Raw genomic sequence first — 20,558 nt, forward strand, 5'->3', positions numbered from 1 at the left:
CGCGGCGCCTCGTCTTCACTGCGGCTGCGCGGGCACCGTCAGCACCGGGCACTTCGCCTCGCGGACCAAACGTTCCAACGTCGCACCGGCGACCGCGCGCGCCATGGTCCCCTTGGGCCTGCCGCCCAGCACCAGCAGGTCCACGTCTTCGCGCGCGGCCCATTCCACGAGGCGCTGATCGGCGGCCCCCGCCTCGACCACGACGTTAACCGCCCCCAGTTCCTTGAGGTCCGGGGGCACGGTCGCCAATAGCCGCTGTTCCAGCGCCTCCATCAAGATCTGTTCGTAGTGCTGGCGCACGCCGGTACTGACGCCATGCAGGACATGCAACAGTGTGAGGCGGGCGCCATGGCGCGCCGCGAGCCCGAGGGCTGCCTCCAGCACGGCGGCTTCCGGCTCGAGCGGGAAGTCCACCGCGGCCACCACGTGTGCGAGCCGACTGCGCGCACGCTGAGCCTCCGGCTCGGTGAGGGTGAGGATGGGCATCGGCAGGGCGCGTAGCAGCCCCTCGGCGGTCGAGCCGAGCACCCAGCGCCGGAAGCCGTGGCGGCCGTGCGTGGCCATCACCACCAGGTCGGCTTTCCACTCCGCTGCGGCGTGGCGCAGCTCCTCGACCACCGGACCTTCGTGCAGCAGAGGCTCGAGGTCCACGCCCGCGTCGGCGTAGCGCTCCTGGGCGCGGCGCATGCGTGCCTGCGCCTCGCCCCGCATCATGGTGTAGAAGCGGTTGAGGTCGAGCGTGTCGGCGTAGGCGCCGCCTGCATTGGCGTAGACGGTGTGCATCAGGCCGATGCGCGCGCCTAGACGTTTCGCCAGGTCGATCGCGTAGGCCGTGGCCGCGTCCGAGGCGGGGCTGAAATCCACGGGACAGAGTATGCGTTCTACCTTCATGTCGGTTCCTCGCGCACGGCGAAGTCAGTGGCCTGGTCGCCCCCCTCGGCCCGAGCCGACGCTTCGCCGCGCATAGCGCCGTACCTCCAAGCTTAGAGGCCGCAACCGTTGCCTGCTCCGGCGGGCCTTGCGACGCCGGTTCAAGTTACAGTCGCATCATGTCTTTCAAATTGACGTCCATCAAGCGGCCCCCGCACCCTAGCCGCGGTCGCGCAGATCGTGGTCTCATGAGCGGGCGGTGAGTGCGATAAGTAGGGAGTCCGGCGGTGGTGATCGTGTTGTATCAGATACTGGAGGTCGCGCTAACGGCGGCGCCATGGTTGCTGTTGGGGCTGTTGGCGGCGGGCATGATCAAGGGCTTGCTGCCGGAGTCCGCGCTCCGGCGGTGGCTCGGCGGCAGCGGGCTGAGCCCCATTGCGCGCGCCGCCGTGATCGGTGCGCCGCTGCCGCTGTGCTCCTGCGGCGCCATCCCCACCGCGCTCGCGTTGCACCGCGGCGGCGCGGGGCGCGGCCCGACCACGGCCTTTCTGATCGGCACGCCCGGGATCGGTGTCGATTCGGTCGCCATCACCTACGCCTTACTCGGCCCCTTCATGGCGCTGGCGCGTGCGCTCGGCGCCGTGGCCACCGCGCTGGCCACCGGCCTGCTGGTGGCGACGAGCCCCGCGCGTCCCGCCGCCGCGGCGCCGGCCGCGGACAGCGGGTGTAGCGGGGGCAGTTGCGGCGCCGGGAGCTGCGGCGCGCCCGCTCCCGGGGCGCCGCCAGCGCCGCCGGGTGTCGTGGCGCGTTTGCGCGCGGGGGTAGTGTATGCCTACACCGACGTGCTGGACGACATCAGTCTGTGGCTGCTGGCGGGTCTCCTCGTGGCCGGTGTGCTGATGGCGCTGGTCCCGCCCCAGGCGCTGGCGACCTATGCCGGCGGCCCCGCGGCCATGCTGCTGATGGCCGTGATCGGCATTCCCCTGTACATCTGCGCCACGGCCGCCACGCCCATCGGGGCCGCCATGTTGGTGGCCGGCGTCTCGCCGGGCACCGTGCTGGTGTTCCTGCTCGCCGGTCCGGTGACCAGCCTCGCCACGCTGGGTGCGGTGCGGCGCGAGATGGGCAGTGCGGTGCTGGTGCGCTACCTTGTCGGTATCGTGGTGAGCGCCATCGCGCTCGGGTTGGTGGCCGATGCGCTGGTCGCGGCCGCGCAGGTGGACATCCCGCGCCAAGTCGCGGTGGCTCAGGAACTCCTGCCCAGGTGGCTGCAGGTCACGTCCCTCGTGCTGCTCGTGATGTTGGCGGTGCGGCCGGTGCGCCGCGCCGCGGGCCGCTTGTTGCCGGCCTGAGGCGGCGACCGTCTTGACGCGTACCGGCGGCTGCGGCCTAATGCCCGGCATGGAATGGTTCCGTCACCGCCTCCGGCCCTCCGCGCTGCGCCTTGTCGTCGCCTGCGCGTTGGCTCTGCTGTGGGCGCAGTTCGCGGGCATCCATGTGCATGGCGAGACCGAGGGCGCGGGCGCGCATGTGCATGTGGCGCAGGCCGCTCACCATGCGCACCATGCGCATCACGACCTCGCCGGCGAGGTGGATATCTCGCCGCTCGCGCTCGCCAAGCTGCTCCCGTCTGTGGACCTGCCGCTCGCACTGGTCACGGGCCTCCTCCTGTTGCTGCTGACGCCTGTGCTGCGCCGCGCGGCGTCGCCCGCGCGCAGCCGCTGGGGCTTACCTGCCCCGCCGTCCCACCTCGCGCCCCCGCTGCGCGCCCCTCCCGCCTGATCTCCTGACGACCTGCCGCGCACGGCTGCGCGGCTTTGACGTTTTGTGCGTCGGCGCTCGCCGACGGGGAGATCGACATGATCCTGATTGATGTGCGCCGCGTAGCGGTGCGGGGTGCCGTGGTGCTCGCCGGCCTACTGTGCGTGAGCGCAGCGGCGGCAGAGTGGACATTGGAATCGAGCATTGCGCGTGCGCTGGCGGTGGCGCCCGAGGTGGCGGCGGCCGCCGCCGGGCGCGAGGCGCAGCAGGGCGCCCTGCGCCAGGCCGGCGCCTGGCCCAACCCCTCGGTGGAACTGCGTGCCGACGACCGGCTCGCGCGCGAGCTCGGCGGCGGCGGGCGCGACCTGACCCAGATCGCGATCACCCAGCCGCTGCCGCTCGGGCGCATCAAGCCCCGGCAGGCGGTGGCGGCGGCCGGCGTGCGCGTCGCCGAGGCGGCGGAGCAGGCCGAACGCCTGGGGCTCGAGCGCCGCGTGGCCGAGGCCTTTCACCGCCTGCAGCGCGATCAGGCCCTGCTCGCGCTGGCGCGGGGCAACGCCGAGGACGCCGCGGCCTTTGCGCACGCGGGGGCGCGCCGCGCGGCGGCGGGCGACGTCTCCCGCCGCGAGGCATTGCGGCTGGAGGTCATGGCGGCGCAGGCGGCCCAGGCGGTGGAGCAGGCCGAGGGTGAGTGGGCCGAGTCGGCCTATGCGCTGGCCGCGTTGCTGGCGCTGGCCCCCGACGAACTTGGCGCGCTGGCGCCGCTCACCGTGCCGCCGCCGCCCGCGGCACTGGAGCACTTTGCCCAAGGCGCGGCGGACCACCCCAGCCTGCATCACGAGCAAGGCCGGCAGGCCGTGCTGACCGCCGAACGCGCCGTGGCCCGCGCCGAGGCCCTGCCCGGCGTCAGCCTGACCCTGTATCGCGAGCGGGACGTGTTCGCGGGTTCGCGCGAGCCGGTGACCGGCGCGGGCCTGACCGTCGAGCTGCCGCTGTGGGACCGGCGCGGCGGCCGTCGGGACGAGCTCGCGGCCCTGGGCCGCGCGCAGCGCGAACGCGTCCGCACGCTCGAGCGCGACTTGCAGGCCGAGCTGCGCGTGAGTCATCTGCATCTCACCCATCTCGTCGACCAAGCCCGGCACCATCGCGGCGCCGTGCTCGAGCCCGCGCGCGAGGTGCGCGCGCTCACCGAGCGCGGCTATCAGCGCGGCGAGGTGGATCTGCCCGCGCTGATCGACGCGGTGGAGACGGCGCGCGCCGCCGAGGGGCGTCAGCAACAACTGCTGGCCGACGCCTGGCTGGAACTTGCCGCCCTGCGCCATGCCGCGGGCGAGGCGCTCCATGCGGTTACGACAACTGATTTTGAGGAGGCCGGCCGATGAGCCGCTGGACGATAACCCTGTTGGGCCTGCTGTGGTGCCTGGCTGCGGCGCACGCCGACGAGCAGGACTTCACCGTGTGGGAGGACGGCCTGGAGGTGTTCGCCGAACACCCGCCGCTGGTGGTCGGCGAGACGGCGCGTTTGCTGGTGCACCTGACGCTGCTGGACGGGCAGCGCCCGGTCCGGGAGGGGCGGCTGACCCTGACCCTGACCGCCCCGGACGGGACGCGGCAGCAGGTGAGTGCCGACGCCCCCGCGCGCGAGGGCATCTACCTGCCGGAGCTCGCGCCCGCGCGCGCGGGCGAGCATGAGCTGCTGCTGGAGCTGGCGCAGCCCGAACGCCGCCATCGCGTGGCGGTGCCGGTGGTGGTGTACGCGAGCGCCGACGCCGTGCCGGCGGCGGAGGAGGAGGCCGAGGGCATCGCCTTCTTCAAGGAGCAGCAGTGGCGCATGGCTTTCGCGACCGAGAGCGCGCGGCGCGAGCCCATCGCCCCGCGCCTCAGCGCCCCGGCGGTAGTGGAGGCCGCCGCGGGGCGGCGCGCGGAGCTGAGCGCACCGGCGCGCGGCACCTTGCGCGCGGCGCCCGGTCAGGCGTGGCCGCAGCCGGGGCGACGCGTGCAGGCGGGCGACGCGCTGGTGCAGATCGCGCCGCTCGCCGGCGCGGAGGACGTGGCGCGCCTGCAGAGCGACGCGGAAGGCGCGCGGGCGCGCGCCAGGCTAGCTGAGAGCGAACACCAGCGGGTGCAGGGCCTGGTGCGCGAGGGGGTGATCCCGCAGCGGCGCCTGCAAGAGGCCGAGGCCGAGCTCGCCACCGCACGCAGCGCGCTGCGCGCGGCCGAGCAGCGGCTGGAGGCGGTGCGCGGCGAGCGCGGCGGCGAGCCGCTGGTGCTGCGTGCGCCGCTGGACGGCGTGGTGGTGGCGAGCCCGCTCGCACCGGGGCAGGTGGTGGAGGCGGGGGCGGCCGTTGCGACCGTGCTCGACACGCGCCGCGTCTGGCTGCGCGTGCAGCTGCTCGCGCAGGATCTGCCCGCGCTGAGCGATCCGCAGGACCTGCGCGTGCGCCGCCCCGGCAGCGGGGCCTGGGAGGCGCCGGCGGAGGCGCGGCTGGTGTATCGCGCCGCGGCGCTGGACGCGGGCGGAATCCTGCCGCTGGTGTTCGAGGTGGACAACCGGGACGGCTGGCCGGTGGGCCTGCCGCTGATCGCGAGCCTGGCCGCGGGCGAGCCGGTGGCGCAGGTCAGCGTGCCGGCCGCCGCGGTGCTGGACGACGACGGCGTGGACGTGGTGATCGTGCAGCGCGGCGGCGAGGACTTCGAGCGGCGGCCGGTGCGCCTGGGGGGGCGCGCGGCGGGGCGGGTCGCGGTGCTCGCCGGGCTGGCCGAGGGTGAGCGCGTGGTGACCGCGGGTGCCTACGCCGTGTTGCTCGCGGGGCGCGACCCGAGCGCCCTCGATCACGGCCACGCGCATTAGGAGACCGCCGCCATGTTGGAACGCTTGATCGACTGGTCGCTGGGCAACCGGCTCGCGGTGCTCGCCCTCGGGGCACTGCTGCTGGTGCTCGGGGTGTGGGCCGCGCGCGAGGCGCCGGTGGACGTGTTTCCCGACCTCACCGCGCCCACCGTGACGGTGATGACCGAGGCGCCGGGCTTGGCCGCGGAGGAGGTGGAGCGTCAAGTCACCTTCCCCGTGGAGGTGGCGGTCGCCGGTGCGGACGGCGTGCGGCGGGTGCGCTCGCAGTCGGTGCCGGGCTTCTCGCTGGTGTGGGTGGAGTTCGACTGGGGGCGCGACATCTACCAGGCGCGCCAGGTGGTGGCCGAGCGCCTCGGCCAGGTGGGGCGCCTGCCCGAGGGCGTGGCCTCGCCGCAGCTCGGCCCCATCACCTCCATCATGGGCGAGATCCTGTACCTGGGCGTGCGGGCGCGCGCGCCGGCGGACCTGATGCAGGCGCGCGAGGCGGCCGACTGGGTGATCGCCCCGCAGCTGCTGGCGGTGCCGGGTGTCGCGCAGGTGGTGAGTCTGGGCGGCGAGGTGCGCCAGTACCAGGTGCAGGTGGATCCCGAGCGCCTGCGCGCGCTCGGGATCGGCTTCGACGCCGTGCAAGCGGCGGTGGCCGCGGCCAACCGCAATGCGAGCGGTGCCTTGGTGGAGCGCGGTGGGCAGGACACGCTGCTGCGCTTTCTCGGCCGCGCCGACCGCCTGGAGGACCTGCGCGAGGCGGTGGTGACGGTACGCGAAGGGGTGCCAGTGCGGGTGCGCCATGTGGCCGAGGTGGCCATGGGCGCGGCGCTGCCGGTGGGCGACGGGGGCGTGAACGGCGAACCCGGCGTGGTGCTGGCGGTGGCCAAGCAGCCGGCCGCCGACACGCTGGCGCTCACCGCCGCCATCGAGGCGCGCCTGCAGGCGCTGGCCGGTCAGCTGCCGCCGGGCGTGGAGTTGGTGCCGGACCTGTTTCGCCAGGCCGACTTCATTCGCCTGGCGGTGGACAACGTGGGCAAGGCCCTGCGCGACGGCGCGCTGTTCGTGGTGGTGGTGCTGTTCCTGTTCCTGCTCAACGTGCGTACCACCGCCATCTCGCTGCTCGCCATTCCGCTCTCGCTCGCCGCGGCGCTGCTCGCGCTCACCGCGCTCGGCATCGGCGTGAACACCATGACGCTGGGCGGTATGACGATCGCCATCGGCGCGCTGGTCGACGACGCCATCATCTTCGTCGAGAACATCTACCGACGGCTCAAGGAGAACGCGGCGCGCGCCGCGCCGCTTGCGGTGCGCGAGGTCATCGCGCGCGCCAGCAACGAGGTGCGCGGCCCGGTGGTGTTCTCCACGCTCATCATCATGCTGGTGTTCCTGCCGCTGTTCTTCCTCGGCGGCATCGAGGGGCGGCTGCTGCAGCCGCTCGGCGTCGCCTATCTGGTGGCCATCGCCGCCTCGCTGCTGGTCGCGCTCACGCTCACGCCGGTGCTCGCGTACTGGCTGCTCGGGCGCAGCCGCGCCGTGCGCGAGCCGCGCGAGGCGCTGCCGGTGCGCGCGCTGCGCAGTGCCTACCGGCCGCTGCTCGGGGGCGTGCTGCGCTTCGCCCCGTGGGTGGTCGCTGGCTCCTTGCTGCTGGTGGTGGTGGCGCTGGTGTCGGTGGCGCAGCTCGGGCGCTCCTTCCTGCCCGAGTTCAACGAGGGCAGCCTGACCATCGAGATGGTCGCGCCGCCCGGCACCGCGCTGGCTGAATCGGCGCGCCTCGCGCAGGTCGTCGAGCGCGACCTCGGCGCCTTGCCCGAGGTGCTGTCAGTGGCGCGTCGCACGGGCCGCGCGGAACTGGCCGAGCACACCCAGCCGCCGCATATGAGCGAGCTGGACCTGCGCCTGGGGCCGCTGCCGCAGGGCAAGGAGGCCTTCCTCGCCGAGCTGCGCGAACGCCTGGCGCGCCATCCGGGGGTCGCCTTCAACATCGGTCAGCCGATCTCGCATCGCATCGACCACATGCTCACCGGCGTGCGCGCCAACCTGGCGGTGAAGGTGTTCGGCCCCTCGCTGGGCGAGTTGCGGCGCCTGGGCGGCGAGATCGAACAAGCCTTGCAGGCGGTCGAGGGCCTGGTCGATGTCGCCGTGGAGCCGCAGGCCGAGGTGCCGCAGTGGCGCTTGCGCGCCGACCGTGAGGCGCTGGCGCGCTACGGGCTGACGGTCGGCGAGGTGGCCGCGCTGGTCGAAGCCGCTTGGCGCGGCGCGGTGGTGTCCGACGTGTTCGAGGGCAATCGGCGCTTCGACCTGGTGGTGCGCCTGCCCGAGACGGCGCGCCAGGACCTGGAGGGGCTGGCGGGGCTCACGCTCGCGACCCCGACCGGCCATACCGTGGCGCTGCGCGAACTGGTGGAGCCGGCGCGCGAGCGCGGCGCCGGCACGGTGTGGCGCGAGAACGCCGAGCGCCGCCTGGTGGTCAGCGCCAACGTCGCCGGGCGCGACCTGCGCGGCGCGGTCGAACAGGCGCGCGCGGCGCTCGCGCAGCAGGTCACGCTGCCCGAGGGCTATCGCGTCGAGTTCGGCGGTCAGTTCGAGGCCGAGGCACAGGCCACGCGCACCCTGCTGATGGTCGGCGGCGCCGTGCTGCTCGGCATGGTGCTGCTGCTCACCCTCGCGCTGCGCTCGCTCGCGCTGGCGCTGCTGGTGATGGTCAACGTGCCGCTCGCGCTGGTCGGCGGCGTGGTGGCGGTGTGGTGGATGGGCGGCGTGATGACGGTCGCCGCGCTGGTCGGCTTCATCACCCTGTTCGGCATCGCGGTGCGCAACGGCCTGTTGCTCATCGCGCGCTACCAGACGCTCGCCGCCGAGGGCCGGCCCGCCGCGGAGGTGGTGATGCAAGGTTCGCTCGAGCGCCTCGCGCCCATCCTGATGACCGCGCTCACCGCCGCACTCGCGCTCATCCCGCTCGCGCTCGGCCTGGGCGAGCCCGGCACCGAGATCCAGGCGCCGATGGCGTGGGTGATCCTGGGCGGACTGCTCAGCGCCACCGCGCTCAATATGGCGGTGGTGCCGGCGCTTTATTATTTGCGCGCAGGGCGGGGAGCGTGACCGTCGTCGACGCAGGGCGTGAGCGCCGTGTCGTGGTGGCGACGATACGGTTTACGCGACGCGATCTTGCGCGGTAATCGCAATCGCCGAGCGGGCGGGGACGCAGCAACCTTGGCCACTCGCGAGGGTTCTGATCCTCCGCCAGGTTATGTGACGGTTGAATGCTCGCTATCCTTAAAGAGCATGCGGCACCGGGACGCCTTCGTGTCCTTCATCAGCCCATCCAATCAAATTTGATAAGGGCGTAGCCGCTTCAACGGAGGGGATATGCCATGGCGACGATGACGCATCACGTGCGCGCGGGAGATTGGCGCACGGTCTACGACATTTGGGGCTCCACCGCGAAGCGCTATGGTGTGTTCACGCGCCCCGCCGGCACCGAGATCCGCGTGCGTTACGGCAAGGGTTGGTTCAGCCGTAACGGTCAGCGCCAGACGCTGGACGGCGTGAACGCCAAGACCCTGACTCACGGCGGCGTCACCAACTACACGCGGGTCCGTTTCCAGGTGAAGGTGCCGTTCGACACCGACATCGTGTGGGAGTTGCTCGTCGAGGGGCCGCACACGCACTGAGCCTTCCAATGCCGATCAAGGCGTGAGCTCGTGCACGCCCAGATCGAAGTCGCCCGATCCGGGATTGATCGGCGTCACGGTGGGCCCGTCAAAGGGCACACCGCGCGCATTGTCGAACAAGTCCGTGAAGCGCGGCTGCACACCCGCCTGCTGCGTGCTGCAGTAGTCGATGGCGGGTGAGTTCGGCCGCAGACGCAGGTCGCCGGCGGCGGGATCACGCAGCGCCGGGTTGTTCAGGCTGTAGAAGCGGCTGCCGACCGACAAGCCGCTGTTGGCGAGGCTCCGGTGGCCGATGGTGCAGTTGCTCGGTGTGAACGTGGGGCCGCTGCGGCTCGCCAGTTCCGCGCCCGGTTCCCACACGATGCTGCCGCGCACGCGCAGCCGCGTGTTGACGCTGTGGCGCTCGTCGTTCTCGAGGCGGAATACTGCCAGGGGTGCATTGCCCTCGCGGTTGCCGGCGATGGTGCTCCAGTCCACGCTAGTGAGCGACCGGTCCTGGAGCTGGAACAGCTGCGGCGCGCCGTGATTGCCGTGGATGGCGACGCCCTCCAGATGCAGTTCCGAGTTGCTCCCGCTCACCCAGGCGACACTGCCCGCGCCGTCGGCGCTGTTGCCTGCGATGACGCTCTGGCTGATGTGCGCCGACCCGAACGCGAGCGCGAGTGCACCGCCGTCCGCCTGCGTGTGGTTGTTCTCCATGCGGCTGCAGCGGGCGATCTGCGCACTGTCGCACGCGTCACCCGCGCGGCGCACGATCAACTCCGAGGCGCCAAAGTAAAGGGCGCCGCCGCGCCCGTTGGCGCTGTTCTGGACCAGCGCGCTGTCGACCAGTTCCAGGTGCGAACGCGCGCCGCCGAAGCGTATCCCACCGCCAACCCCCTCGGCATGATTTCCCGTGATGAGCGCGTCGACCAGTTCGACGCGCGAGCGGTTATTGACGAAGTAGAGGCCGCCGCCGTGGCCGCCGCTGCGGTTGGACGCCAATCGCACGCTGCCCAGGCGTACGATGAATCCGACCTCCTCATCGCGGGGCACGTAGATGCCCCCGCCGTGACCGGCGGCGACGTTGCCGGCCACCGCGGGCAGCGCGGCGCCGTCGCGATCGAAGCGGATGCGCCCGGTACGGGCGGCGATGCCGCCGCCGTGCTGCGCCGACTCGTTCATCAGAATCCCGCCCAGGATGCCGCCCGCGCTGGAGCGCAGGTTGCAGCCGCGGTCCAGGTACAGGCCGCCGCCGTCGCCGGGACGTTCGCCCCCGGTGCGGTTGCCGGCCACGGCCGCATTGCGCGCAAGGTGCAAGCGGCCCGATTTGCAGTAGATTCCGCCGCCTTGGCCATGCATGTGCTCGAAGCGGCCTTTGCCGAGCGCCGCGTTTCTCACCACGCTGCTGCCCGGGCCCAGTGTGAGGCGGCTGTCGCCGAAGTCTTCTCCGTCGAAGTAGATGCCACCTCCGCTGTTGCTGGAGGGGGTGCCGCACAGCGCGCCCGAATACGACGCACTGCTGGCCTCGTTGTCGCGCACCACCGTGCGCGTGAGTGTGACCGCGACGCGGCCACGGATGTTGAGCCCTGCGCCATTGCGCCGCGACTCACTGCAGATGAAGTAATTGCGCGTCGTGCGGCCGCCCTGCAGGGCGAGACGGTGCAGCGCGACTTGCATGAGAAAGTCTTCGCCATTGCGGATGCGAATCACCGGTCGGCGGCCGTTGCCGTGGCCGTCCAGCGCGGTGGTGGCGGCGTCGGGCGCATCCGCTGCGCAATGCGCGTAGCCGCCTTCGAGGGTGACGTGCTTGTCGATGATCTGCAGCGCCTGTTCGATGTACGCGCCGTTGCGCGCGATACGCACGTGCGTGTGGGCGGGCGGTGCGCGTGCTGCATCGAGGGCCTCTTGCACGGAGCCAAAGTCACACGCGCCGTCGCTGCCCACGCGCAGCACGTGCGCATCGGGCGGCACGTCGGCCGGCGCCGCGTCCGCCTCGGCGAGCAAGCGGGCGCTGAGGCGCTCGGCCTCCGGCGTCTGGGCGAAGAGGGAGGTGCCCAACAGTACAAGCGATGCAGCAAGCAGCGTCCGCCCCATGACGTGGTGATTCAGTCCCGTGTGGGGGTGGCGCGCACCGTCTCGCCCGAGGTCCGCGCGTGCCGCCGCGGAGGGCCGAGGATGGGTGCAGGACGTGTTGATCGGATCACTCATGGCGGCAGCCTCAATGTCGCCAAGCCGCGCGGGGTATCCGCCGCCGTTTGCCGCGCATGCCCTACGCGCAACCATAGGTGAGGGTCGCTTCGGGGTCGAGGGATCGCGCGTTTTGCATACAATCTCAACACGCCCGGCGAGGGTGCGGCAGGCGGAGGACGATATGAAGAGCGGACCGAAGCACGAACGCGAGCGGCCGCGCGAGGCCGGTTACCCGCATCACCCCGAACTGGCGCGCGGGCCGCACGACCAGGGCGCGGCCGCGCAGGGCGCGCACGACGAGGCGCACGCGGGTCACGACAAGCACGCCGGCCACAGCGTCGAGATGTTCCGGCGCAAGTTCTGGCTGGCGCTGATCCTCACTATCCCCACCGTGCTGTGGGGTCATATGCTCCCCGCGCTCACCCCCTACACGCCGCCGCATGTGCCGGGCGCGCATTGGATTGCGCCGGTGTTCGGCACCATCGTGTTCTTCTACGGCGGCTGGGTGTTCCTGCAGGGCGCGGCGCGCGAGTTGCGCGACCGCCTGCCGGGCATGATGACACTGATCGCGCTCGCGATCAGCGTCGCCTTCCTGTTCAGCTTTGCGGTGCTGCTGGGCTTCCCCGGCATGCCGCTGTGGGAGGAACTGGCCACCCTGATCACGGTCATGCTGCTCGGGCACTGGATCGAGATGCGCTCGATCTTCCAGGCCCAGGGGGCGCTCAAGCAGCTCGCCAAGCTGCTGCCGGCGGCGGCGCTACGTCTGGAGGGCGATGAGGTGCGCGAGGTGCCCATCGCGGAACTCGCGGTGGGCGACCGCGTGCTGGTGCGCCCGGGCGCGCGCGTGCCGGCCGACGGCCTGGTGCGCGCGGGGCGCAGCGACGTCAACGAAGCCATGATCACCGGCGAGTCGCGCCCGCTCAGCAAATCCGAAGGCGACCGCGTGATCGCCGGGACCGTGAACGGCCAGGGTTCGCTGCGCGTGGAGGTGACCGGCACCGGTGAGTCCACCGCGCTGGCCGGGATCATGCGCCTGGTCGAGCAGGCCCAGCAGAGCCGCTCGCGCGCGCAGGCACTGGCCGATCGCGCGGCGTTCTTTTTAACGATCGTCGCGCTCGCGGCGGCCGTGGTGACGGCGGCGGTCTGGCTCGGCCTCGGCGCCGCCCCCGATTTCGCAATCACGCGCGTGGTGACGGTGCTGGTGATCGCCTGCCCGCACGCGCTGGGCTTGGCGATTCCGCTGGTGATCGCGATCTCCACCACGCTCGGCGCGCGCAGCGGCCTGCTGGTGCGCGACCGGCGCGGCCTCGAGGAGGCGCGCCTGCTCGAGGCGGTGGTGTTCGACAAGACCGGCACCCTGACGCTGGGCGAGCACCGCGTGGTGGAGAGCCTGAGCGAGCCGCCGGGCGGGGAGCGCGAGGCGCTGGCGCTCGCGGCGGCGGCCGAGCGCGACGCCGAGCATCCGGTGGCGCGGGCGCTGGTCGTCTCCGCCGAGGAACAGGGCGTGACCTTGCCGGGCGTGACGGACTTTGAGGCGATTCCCGGCCACGGCGTGCGCGCCCGGGTGGACGGGGCCGAGTGGCTGGTGGGCGGCCCGAACCTGCTGCGCCGCGAGGGCCTGGCCTTGCCCGCGCCGCTGCAGACGCTCAGCGAGCGGGCCGCATCGGCGGGCCGCTCGGTGGTGTATCTGCTGGGGGAGGGGCGCGTGCGCGCCGGTTTTGTGGTCGCGGACGCGGTGCGGCCGGAGTCGCACGAGGCGGTGCGCCGCCTGCACGCGCAGGGCATCGAGGTGGTCATGCTCACCGGCGACAGCCGTGCGGTGGCCGAGGCCGTTGCGCGCGAGCTCGGCATCGACACCGTCCACGCCGAGGTGCTGCCCGAGGACAAATCCGAGCGCATCCGCGCCATGCGTGCCGAAGGCAAGCGCGTGGCCATGGTGGGCGACGGCGTGAACGATGCCCCCGCGCTGCTCGGCGCCGACGTCGGCATCGCCATCGGCGCGGGCACCGACGTCGCGGTGGAGGCGGGCGACGTGGTGCTGGTGCGCAACGACCCGCGCGATGTCGCGCGCATCATCACCCTCAGCCGCGCCAGCTACCGCAAGATGATCCAGAACCTGTGGTGGGCCGCCGGCTACAACATCGTCGCCATCCCGCTCGCGGCGGGCGTGCTGGCCGGCTGGGGGCTGTTGCTGCATCCGGCGGTCGGCGCGGTGCTGATGTCGGCAAGCACCATCATCGTGGCCCTCAACGCGCAGCTGCTGCGCTGGACGCGGGCGCTGTAACGCCGCTAATGCGGCTGCGGACCCTGCATGCCCTCGCCGTGTATCGGCACCTCAAGCTGCGGGAGGTTGGGCGCGCTCGTCGTGATGCGCAGCAGTGCAGCGTGTGTTCCGGGGCCGAGCGGTGCGAAATGGATTGTCACATCGCGCTCTTCGCCCGCGCGCACCGTGATGGAAAACGCATCCCATGCGAACCCGCCTTCCGGTTCCGAGACGGTAAGCGTCAGCGTGTCGCGGCCCGAGTTGCGCAGCGTGACCGTGCGAGTGGCGACCTCGCCCACCGGCGTCGCGCCGAAGTTCACGCGCGTAGGGCTGATGTCGACGGCCGCCGCAGGCGCATCGAAACGTACGAACGCGCCGTGCGACACGCAGCCCTCGGCGGCGATCAGAAACAGCATGTACGGACCGGGGGGCGCCACCCAGCCATCGCGCGGCGTGGTGACGGTCAGCGCCTCGGATGTGCGCGAGACGATGGGCAGCATGACGCAGCGCTGGTCCATGTTCAGGGTGTGGGTGACGGAGCCTGTCCGTAGCAGGGCCACCGACACGACGGAATCCGCGTCGGGGGTCTCGACGGTCACACGCGTCGCGTAGCCAAGGGTGGAAGGCGCTCGGCGGATGCGCGGGCCGTGCGGCACCGGTGCGTCATGCCGGCAATAGGGGGGCGTGTACAGTTCCAGCGACAAGTCGTTCGCTTCCGAATCGGCATCCGCGGGCCATTCGTGTCCGGTGCTGCCTGCCTGCAGTACGCGTGCGTCCGGCATCAGCAGGGCAGTGGAATGGTACAGCCGGTCCACCGCCGCCTCGGCCGCGCGACCGAATGTCTCGTCCGCCGGATCGAACAGCTCCGCCTCGCGCACGCCATTGTGGCTATGGCCCTGGCGCCCGCGCCCGGCACCGCCCGAGACCAGCACTTGGCCGTTCGGTAGCAAGGTCGCATCGGACATGAAACGCCGGTGGTGCAGACGGGCCGTGGCGCGCCAGCCGCTTTCCTGCGGCCGCTCGCGCACGAACTCGAATACCTGTGCCACGTCGGTGGCCGGCGAGCCGCTGCTGGGCTTGGCGTCGGTGCTCCCGCCCACCAGCAGGATGCGCACCACGCCCGGTTTGTGCGGATCGTTGCCATCGGCGTCCAGCGGCAGCACGGCGCACGCTCCGGTCCCGTCATAGGTATGTGTGCCGCGGCTTCCGTCCGAATTCACCGGCACCGTATGGAACGTCTGCGGCAGCCACCGGTTCCTGTGCAGATCGCGCAGCCGTGTGGTGTCGCGGTAGTGAACGAACAGGTAGCCGCCCGGCAGCACGTGCACGAATGGATAAAGCCCGACGTCGTCCAGAAAATGCTGCGGCGGGCTCAGGCGGTTGGTGTCCGGGTCGAAGATTTCCTGGGTCTTGTTGACCCGCCCGCTCAGGCGCGGCAGGCCGGCGAACCACCAGCGGCGCACCCCAGAGACGATCAGCGCCTTGCCATCCGGGAGCGTGGTGCACGTGGGATACCAGCGCCGGTCGTCCATGTCTGCATGGCGCTGCCAGCCACCGGTGTGGCTGCCGAGGGGTTGCAGGCCCGCAATGTTCAGGACCGGCCCGCTACCGGGACCGTCGCCGATGCCGCCACTTCCCGGGCCGTCGCCTATGCCGCCGCCCCCGCTTCCGCCGCCGGCATCGCCCCCGCTTCCGCCGCCCGATCCACCGCCGCCCGAGTCACCGCCACCGGTCCCGCCGCCCGTTCCGCGCCCCGCGTCATCGCCGGGGCCGCCGCCGCCCCCGTCGCCGCGGTCATCCCCCACAACCGGCGGCATGAAGGTGTGCAGGTCCTTGTCCGCGCCCGAGCGCCCGGGAAAACCGTGGGTGGTGCCGCCGGCGGCAAGTAGGCGACCGTCCGACAGGAAACAGTGGCCGGCGCAAAACAGGTTGCGGCTGAGAGCGAGTGTGGTGACGCGGCCGGTTTCGGGATGCCACAACCTGCATTTGCCGGCGCTCGCGTTGTTGATGTCCGCTTGATCGCCCGAAAACAGGAGCACGTCGCCGGTATGCAGCAGCGCCATGTGGATGGGCACGAAGTCCATGAGGAGTACGCGCCCCTGGCTGTCCCTGACCTTGTCCCAGTTCCCCTCGCCCATGGGTCCCCCCTTCGCGTGGCGCGCGTACAGATGCAGGAGCTTGGTCACGGACTATGGTGCAACGCCAGGCCGCGGCTTCCAACCGATGCAGAAGCTGCCGATGCGGCGCCTGGTGCAAGTTGGCGCGCATCATCCGCGTCAGCCGTGCGGATGAGGGTTACCGCGTGCGAGTCGCGCGGCGGTGGGCCGGGCTGCGTACACCACGTACACTAGCCGGCCATGACGCACGACCGGACGACGAACCCGCAAGCCGCCGCGGCAGAGGAGGTGCGGGCAGCTAAGCGCGCCCCGGCCCGCCGCCGTTGGCGGCGCTGGTTCGTGGTCGCGGCGCTCGCGCACCTGATCGGTTTCGTGTCCTCGCTGGACGCGCTGATGTCCACCCGTACGCCGCAGGGCGCGGTGGCCTGGATCGTGTCGCTGAACGCCATGCCCTATGTGGCCGTGCCGGCCTATTGGGTGTTCGGGCGCAGCAAGTTCCAGGGCTACGTCATCGCCCGCCGTGACGAGGACTCGGCGCTCGCGCAGGCGCTGTTGCCCAAGACGGACGCGCTGTGGGCACACCGCTTCGAGACCGCCTACCCCGACAAGCACTTCCTGGGCGTCGAGCGGCTGGCCAAGTGGCCGTTCCTGGCGGGCAACCGCGTCGACCTCCTGGTCGACGGCGAGGCGACCTTCGACAGCCTGTTCGAGGGCATTGCCGCGGCCGAGCGCTACCTGCTGGTGCAGTCGTACATCGTGCGCGACGACGAGGTGGGGCGCGCCCTGCAGGCGCGGCTGATCGAGCGGGCGCGCGCGGGCGTGCAGGTGTATTTCCTGTACGACGAGATCGGCAGCTATGCCTTGCCGGCAAGTTACACCCAGGCGCTGCGCGAGGCGGGGGTCAACGTACACTGGTTCCACTCCACGCGCGGGCGCGGCAACCGTTTCCAGCTCAACTTCCGCAACCATCGCAAGATCGTGGTGGCCGACGGCGCGCAGGCTTGGGTGGGCGGTTTGAACGTGGGCGACGAATACCTGGGCAGCGCGGCGCTGCCCTGGCGCGATACCCATCTGCGCATCGAAGGGCCGGCCGCGCTCGCGCTGCAGCAGGTGTTTCTGGAGGACTGGCACTGGGCCACGGATGAGATCCTCGATTTGGCGTGGGCGCCGGTGCGCCGTGCCGAGGACGGTGCGCCGGTGCTGATCCTGCCCTCGGGCCCTGCCGACCGCTTCGAGACCGCCAGCCTGATGATGCAGCAGGTGATTCACGCCGCGCACCAGCGGGTGTGGATCGCCAGCCCCTATTTCGTGCCCGACGAGGGGGTGCTCGGCATGCTCAAGCTGGCGGCGCTGAGCGGCGTGGACGTGCGCGTGCTGATCCCCGAGCGCCCCGACAACGTGCTCACGTATTACGCAGCCTATGCCTTCATCGGCCCGCTGCTCGATGCCGGTGTGCAGGTGTACCGCTACCAAGACGGCTTTCTGCACGGCAAGGCCTTCGTGGTGGATGACCTGGGCGCCGGGGTGGGCACCGTGAACCTCGACAACCGTTCCCTGCGCCTCAACTTCGAGGTCACCGCGCTGGTGCACGATGCGTCCTTCGCGCAGGACGTGGCGGCCATGTTCGAGGCCGACTTCGCCCGCGCGCGGCGCATGACACCCGTCGACATCGAAGGCCAGGGCTTCTGGCACCGCGTGGCGGCGCGCGCCGCTTACCTCTTCGCGCCAGTCCTGTGATTGGGCGTTGAAATGGATTGCCGGCGAGGTTGCACGCCGCGTCCGACGCATGTCCGCCCTCGGTTACGGCGATTGGACACTCGCTGCGTGATCTGCGTGCGGGAAGTCCTCCGTCCCGCGCTGGCAGACTGTTCTGTATAACGCGCTCAAAGCGCCGCCATGCCATGTGCCGCTTATCTCCAGCCAGGTTGCTGCGACTGAGGATCGCCCTAGGGCCGGCCGCGCCTACGAGGAGGATCACCCTGTCACGGAACCGCCCTGATCTACTCACGTGTTGTGGCCAAGCTGTTCGCGCTGCGGAGTTGCGCAAGGTCCAAGTCCGCGCCGCGCGCTAAAGGCATTCCGGCACGATCGAACGGCGGCGCGGTGGCGCAGGGGCGGGTGACCGACTTTACTGAAGAGATGTAACACCCGCATTGCCCGGAGGCCGTCATGAACCTCCAGCGCATCTTATGCCCGGTGGATTTCTCACGGGCGTCCGAAGCGGCGGCGGATTATGCCGCCGCTATCGCGCAGCCCCTCGGCGCCACCGTCGGCTTGGTCCATGCAGTGTACGCCGAGCCGGCTGGATCCTACGGCCAGAACTTGGATCTTGATGCCCTCTATACCGCGATGCGCGGTGAGGCGCTTTCGCGGATGCAGCGGCTGCAGGTGCGCCTGGGGCCGAGCGGCGTGCCTACCGAGACGATCCTGCGCGAGGGCCCGGTGGCGCAGGAGTTGCAGGCGGCGATCGGCGCTTGGCCGGCGGATCTGGTTGTCATGGCGACCCACGGGCGGCGCGGCGTGCGCCGATGGGTATTGGGTTCCGCCGCGCTGGACCTGCTACAGGGGCTGAGGGTGCCGCTGCTGACCCTGGGTCAAGCGCAAGAGCAGCAAGCGCGCAGCCGCTTGGCGCACGTGGTCGCGGCGGTGGATTTTCCACTCGCGCCGCAGGCGTCCGTGCTCGAGGCGGCGGCGCGCTTCGCGACGCTGCGTGGCGGTCGCCTCACGGTGCTGCACGTAATGCATGAGCTGGGCGTCGGCGCGCGTCGCCCTTACGAAGAGGTGCTGGTTGACGCACTGGCGCAGCGTTTGGCGGCGGCCTTGCCGGATGAGGTGCAGGGGCGGGTGGAGGTGTCGGTCGAGCCGGGGCGCCTTGGCGAACGCGTGCTCGACTGGGCGGCGCGCGAGAACGTCGATCTGTTGGTGTTGGGCGCGCGCCCCCGCGAACCCCAGGCTCGCTTGCTGGCGGGTGCGACGGTCGAGCGCCTGCTGTGCGCCGCATCCTGCCCGGTGCTGACCGTGCCCTGTGGCACGGCGGGAGCATCTCTTTAGTTTGCGGCACCCGCAAGCGTCGGGCGTCGATTCGCAGAAAGGGAGTACTGTCATGATGATGCACAGGATGATGACGGCTGGCGTGTTGAGTGTGGCGCTGGCGGCGGCTGCGCCCGCGCTGTTGGCGGATCAACACGGCCATGACCACGCCGAGCCCCAGGCGCCCCAGCAGCAAGCGCCCCAGCAGCAGGCGCCCGATAGCGCCCCGGGCGGTATGGGCATGATGGGCCCGGGCATGGGGATGATGGGCCACGGCATGGGCATGATGGGCCCGGGCATGGGGATGATGGGCCACGGCATGGGCATGATGGGCCAGGACGGCATGGGGATGAGGGGCGGTAGGAACCTCGCGGCCATGCTCGAATTGACCCCGGAGCAGCAGAAGCAGCTGCGCGAGATCCGGCGCGATCTGCATCGGCAGCAGTGGGACCCCTTGGGCAAGCTTATCGAGGCGCGTGAGGATCTGCGCGAGCTTCATCAGGCCGAGCGCCCGGATCCCGCCGCTATCGGCGAGGCGCACGAGCGGGCGGCGCAGTTGGAGCGGCCGGTGATCGAGGCGCGCGTGCAGGCGCGCAACGAGATGCATGCCGTGCTCACCGACGAGCAGCGCGAGAAGCTGCGGGAGATGCGGCGAGGCATGGGGGGCATGGAGGGCGTGATGGGTGCCAGAGGGATGATGGACCACGGCATGGGTTCCGGCATGGGCATGATGGGCCCCGACATGGGGATGCCCGACCTGGGGGTCCTGTTGGAGGGCGAGGCGCGCTGAGAGGCAAGCGCCGGTGCTGCTCCTGCGGGACCGCGCGGCCGGAGTGGCGGCCGCGGGAGTTCGCTTGGCACGCATGGGTTCGACGAGGTGGCGGTGATGATGGGTTACGACGGTTGGGGCTTCGGCATGCACGCGCTGTGGTGGTTGTTTTGGGTCGTGCTAATCGTGGGGGTGATCTTTGCGCTACTGCAAGGTTCCGGACGCCGCGAGGCACGGCGCGAAACCCCGTACGAAATTCTGCAGCGGCGGTATGCCGAGGGCGAGATCTCGAAGGATGAGTATGAGGAGCGCAAGCGCACCTTAGGCCACGACGGCTGAGTCGCCGTCTCACGTGAGCTGCACAGGCGCCCTTGACGGCGGCTTTCTGCAACTGGTCTGGCCGTGGAGGATGGACATGGACGTCAAAGTGATCGCAACGCGCACATGCACGCACCGGCCCAATCTTGAGCGGGAGCTGCGTGACCTGGATATCGACTACGAGTTGGTCATCGTGGAGGAGCGCCCGGAGGTCATACAGCAGTATGCCATACGGCACTCGCCCAACCTGGTGCTCGACGATCAGGTCGTGTTTCGGAACCAGCCGAGCGAGGGCGAGTTGCGCAGCTTCTTCGCGAAGCGCAAGCCATGAAGGGAGGGCTGGTCGATGGGAGGGCGAAATCAGCGGGGAGACGTCGGTGTCGCGATGCTTGTGCTCATGGTGGTGGTCGCCCTTGCGTGGGCGGGCGGCATGCATCGGGACGGTCATTGGCAGGCAGAGACGTCGGCACAGGAGGCGCCCAAGGCCGCGTTCGAGTTGCTGGACGAGCGCGATGCGCGCGGCGACATATCGCGCGAGGAGTACCTGCAGAAGCGGGAAGATCTCCTAAGGGAGCGCCAGTGAGAAAGCATCCCCTGGCGTGAACCGGCGGGCGGCGTCACCGGCGTCCCGTCCGCGTTGGTCGTCGGCGCCTCTATCGCGATGGCGCTCCACACCGGGCCGCACATTGCCGGGATCATCGGCCCACTGGGGTATGCGGTTGCCGCTCGGCCTTGCCTGGAGGGCGCG

The 20,558-nt window shown here is 71.1% G+C and carries 16 protein-coding genes; 13 read left to right on the top strand and 3 right to left on the bottom strand.

Going from position 1 to position 20,558, the window contains the following annotated elements:
- Nucleotides 1-15: 15 nt before the first annotated feature.
- Entirely contained in the window at nucleotides 16-891 is an 876-nt protein-coding gene (locus HUS23_10140; protein ID QKT04146.1) for a universal stress protein, read from the bottom strand.
- A gap of 269 nt (nucleotides 892-1,160) precedes the next feature.
- On the opposite strand from HUS23_10140, the gene HUS23_10145 reads away from it, so the two are divergent.
- The 6 genes from HUS23_10145 (at nucleotide 1,161) to HUS23_10170 (ending at nucleotide 9,141) form a co-directional block, all read left to right on the top strand.
- Nucleotides 1,161-2,222, top strand: a complete 1,062-nt coding sequence (locus HUS23_10145) for an SO_0444 family Cu/Zn efflux transporter (protein QKT05037.1) — start codon at nucleotides 1,161-1,163, stop codon at nucleotides 2,220-2,222.
- A gap of 49 nt (nucleotides 2,223-2,271) precedes the next feature.
- Nucleotides 2,272-2,652 (top strand): hypothetical protein, encoded by a 381-nt coding sequence (locus tag HUS23_10150; protein ID QKT04147.1) that lies wholly within the window; start codon nucleotides 2,272-2,274, stop codon nucleotides 2,650-2,652.
- A gap of 77 nt (nucleotides 2,653-2,729) precedes the next feature.
- Nucleotides 2,730-4,013: a TolC family protein gene (locus HUS23_10155; GenBank protein QKT04148.1), complete on the top strand. Its 1,284-nt coding sequence runs from the start codon at nucleotides 2,730-2,732 to the stop codon at nucleotides 4,011-4,013.
- Nucleotides 4,010-5,482 (top strand): efflux RND transporter periplasmic adaptor subunit, encoded by a 1,473-nt coding sequence (locus HUS23_10160; protein ID QKT04149.1) that lies wholly within the window; start codon nucleotides 4,010-4,012, stop codon nucleotides 5,480-5,482. The genes HUS23_10155 and HUS23_10160 overlap by 4 nt, the downstream gene beginning before the upstream one ends.
- 12 nt (nucleotides 5,483-5,494) lie before the next feature.
- Nucleotides 5,495-8,569, top strand: coding sequence for an efflux RND transporter permease subunit (locus HUS23_10165; GenBank protein ID QKT04150.1), 3,075 nt, complete (start codon nucleotides 5,495-5,497; stop codon nucleotides 8,567-8,569).
- Nucleotides 8,570-8,841: 272 nt separating this feature from the next.
- Complete coding sequence (locus HUS23_10170; GenBank protein QKT04151.1) at nucleotides 8,842-9,141, top strand: hypothetical protein; 300 nt, start codon at nucleotides 8,842-8,844, stop codon at nucleotides 9,139-9,141.
- A gap of 15 nt (nucleotides 9,142-9,156) precedes the next feature.
- Here HUS23_10170 and HUS23_10175 read toward each other — a convergent pair whose 3' ends face one another.
- Nucleotides 9,157-11,331: a hypothetical protein gene (locus HUS23_10175; protein ID QKT04152.1), complete on the bottom strand. Its 2,175-nt coding sequence runs from the start codon at nucleotides 11,329-11,331 to the stop codon at nucleotides 9,157-9,159.
- Between the two features lie 325 nt (nucleotides 11,332-11,656).
- Here HUS23_10175 and HUS23_10180 point away from each other — a divergent pair, with 325 nt between their 5' ends.
- Nucleotides 11,657-13,597: a heavy metal translocating P-type ATPase gene (locus tag HUS23_10180; GenBank protein QKT05038.1), complete on the top strand. Its 1,941-nt coding sequence runs from the start codon at nucleotides 11,657-11,659 to the stop codon at nucleotides 13,595-13,597.
- 5 nt (nucleotides 13,598-13,602) lie between these two features.
- On the opposite strand, the gene HUS23_10185 is transcribed toward HUS23_10180, so the two are convergent.
- A complete protein-coding gene (locus HUS23_10185; GenBank protein QKT04153.1) occupies nucleotides 13,603-15,660 on the bottom strand; it encodes a DUF1929 domain-containing protein in 2,058 nt (685 codons plus the stop codon).
- Nucleotides 15,661-15,933: 273 nt separating this feature from the next.
- Between HUS23_10185 and cls the strand changes: the two genes are divergently transcribed.
- From cls to HUS23_10215, 6 genes are all read left to right on the top strand, one after another.
- Nucleotides 15,934-17,430 carry a cardiolipin synthase gene (gene cls, locus HUS23_10190; GenBank protein ID QKT04154.1) on the top strand — a complete coding sequence of 499 codons (1,497 nt, stop codon included), beginning with the start codon at nucleotides 15,934-15,936 and terminating at the stop codon, nucleotides 17,428-17,430.
- A gap of 432 nt (nucleotides 17,431-17,862) precedes the next feature.
- The gene (locus HUS23_10195) at nucleotides 17,863-18,744 is read left to right on the top strand and encodes a universal stress protein (protein ID QKT04155.1); all 882 of its coding nucleotides are present in this window, start codon (nucleotides 17,863-17,865) and stop codon (nucleotides 18,742-18,744) included.
- A 52-nt stretch (nucleotides 18,745-18,796) separates the two neighbouring features.
- Nucleotides 18,797-19,513: a Spy/CpxP family protein refolding chaperone gene (locus HUS23_10200; GenBank protein ID QKT04156.1), complete on the top strand. Its 717-nt coding sequence runs from the start codon at nucleotides 18,797-18,799 to the stop codon at nucleotides 19,511-19,513.
- Nucleotides 19,514-19,612: 99 nt separating this feature from the next.
- The gene (locus HUS23_10205; GenBank protein ID QKT05039.1) at nucleotides 19,613-19,831 is read left to right on the top strand and encodes an SHOCT domain-containing protein; all 219 of its coding nucleotides are present in this window, start codon (nucleotides 19,613-19,615) and stop codon (nucleotides 19,829-19,831) included.
- Between the two features lie 76 nt (nucleotides 19,832-19,907).
- Nucleotides 19,908-20,141, top strand: a complete 234-nt coding sequence (locus HUS23_10210) for a thioredoxin family protein (GenBank protein ID QKT04157.1) — start codon at nucleotides 19,908-19,910, stop codon at nucleotides 20,139-20,141.
- 54 nt (nucleotides 20,142-20,195) lie between these two features.
- Entirely contained in the window at nucleotides 20,196-20,393 is a 198-nt protein-coding gene (locus HUS23_10215; protein QKT04158.1) for an SHOCT domain-containing protein, read from the top strand.
- Nucleotides 20,394-20,558: the final 165 nt, after the last annotated feature.

The organism is Ectothiorhodospiraceae bacterium 2226, assembly GCA_013348725.1.
Lineage (GTDB): Bacteria > Pseudomonadota > Gammaproteobacteria.

Bases quoted from the DNA above. Each gene is read 5' to 3' on its own strand.
- HUS23_10165 (QKT04150.1), top strand. From the start codon at position 5,495: ATGTTGGAACGCTTGATCGACTGGTCGCTGGGCAACCGGCTCGCGGTG.
- HUS23_10175 (QKT04152.1), bottom strand. From the start codon at position 11,331: ATGAGTGATCCGATCAACACGTCCTGCACCCATCCTCGGCCCTCCGCG.
- HUS23_10195 (QKT04155.1), top strand. From the start codon at position 17,863: ATGAACCTCCAGCGCATCTTATGCCCGGTGGATTTCTCACGGGCGTCC.
- HUS23_10210 (QKT04157.1), top strand. From the start codon at position 19,908: ATGGACGTCAAAGTGATCGCAACGCGCACATGCACGCACCGGCCCAAT.
- HUS23_10160 (QKT04149.1), top strand. From the start codon at position 4,010: ATGAGCCGCTGGACGATAACCCTGTTGGGCCTGCTGTGGTGCCTGGCT.
- HUS23_10180 (QKT05038.1), top strand. From the start codon at position 11,657: ATGTTCCGGCGCAAGTTCTGGCTGGCGCTGATCCTCACTATCCCCACC.
- HUS23_10150 (QKT04147.1), top strand. From the start codon at position 2,272: ATGGAATGGTTCCGTCACCGCCTCCGGCCCTCCGCGCTGCGCCTTGTC.
- HUS23_10205 (QKT05039.1), top strand. From the start codon at position 19,613: ATGGGTTACGACGGTTGGGGCTTCGGCATGCACGCGCTGTGGTGGTTG.
- HUS23_10185 (QKT04153.1), bottom strand. From the start codon at position 15,660: ATGGACTTCGTGCCCATCCACATGGCGCTGCTGCATACCGGCGACGTG.
- cls (QKT04154.1), top strand. From the start codon at position 15,934: ATGACGCACGACCGGACGACGAACCCGCAAGCCGCCGCGGCAGAGGAG.
- HUS23_10200 (QKT04156.1), top strand. From the start codon at position 18,797: ATGATGATGCACAGGATGATGACGGCTGGCGTGTTGAGTGTGGCGCTG.
- HUS23_10215 (QKT04158.1), top strand. From the start codon at position 20,196: ATGCTTGTGCTCATGGTGGTGGTCGCCCTTGCGTGGGCGGGCGGCATG.
- HUS23_10155 (QKT04148.1), top strand. From the start codon at position 2,730: ATGATCCTGATTGATGTGCGCCGCGTAGCGGTGCGGGGTGCCGTGGTG.
- HUS23_10170 (QKT04151.1), top strand. From the start codon at position 8,842: ATGGCGACGATGACGCATCACGTGCGCGCGGGAGATTGGCGCACGGTC.
- HUS23_10140 (QKT04146.1), bottom strand. From the start codon at position 891: ATGAAGGTAGAACGCATACTCTGTCCCGTGGATTTCAGCCCCGCCTCG.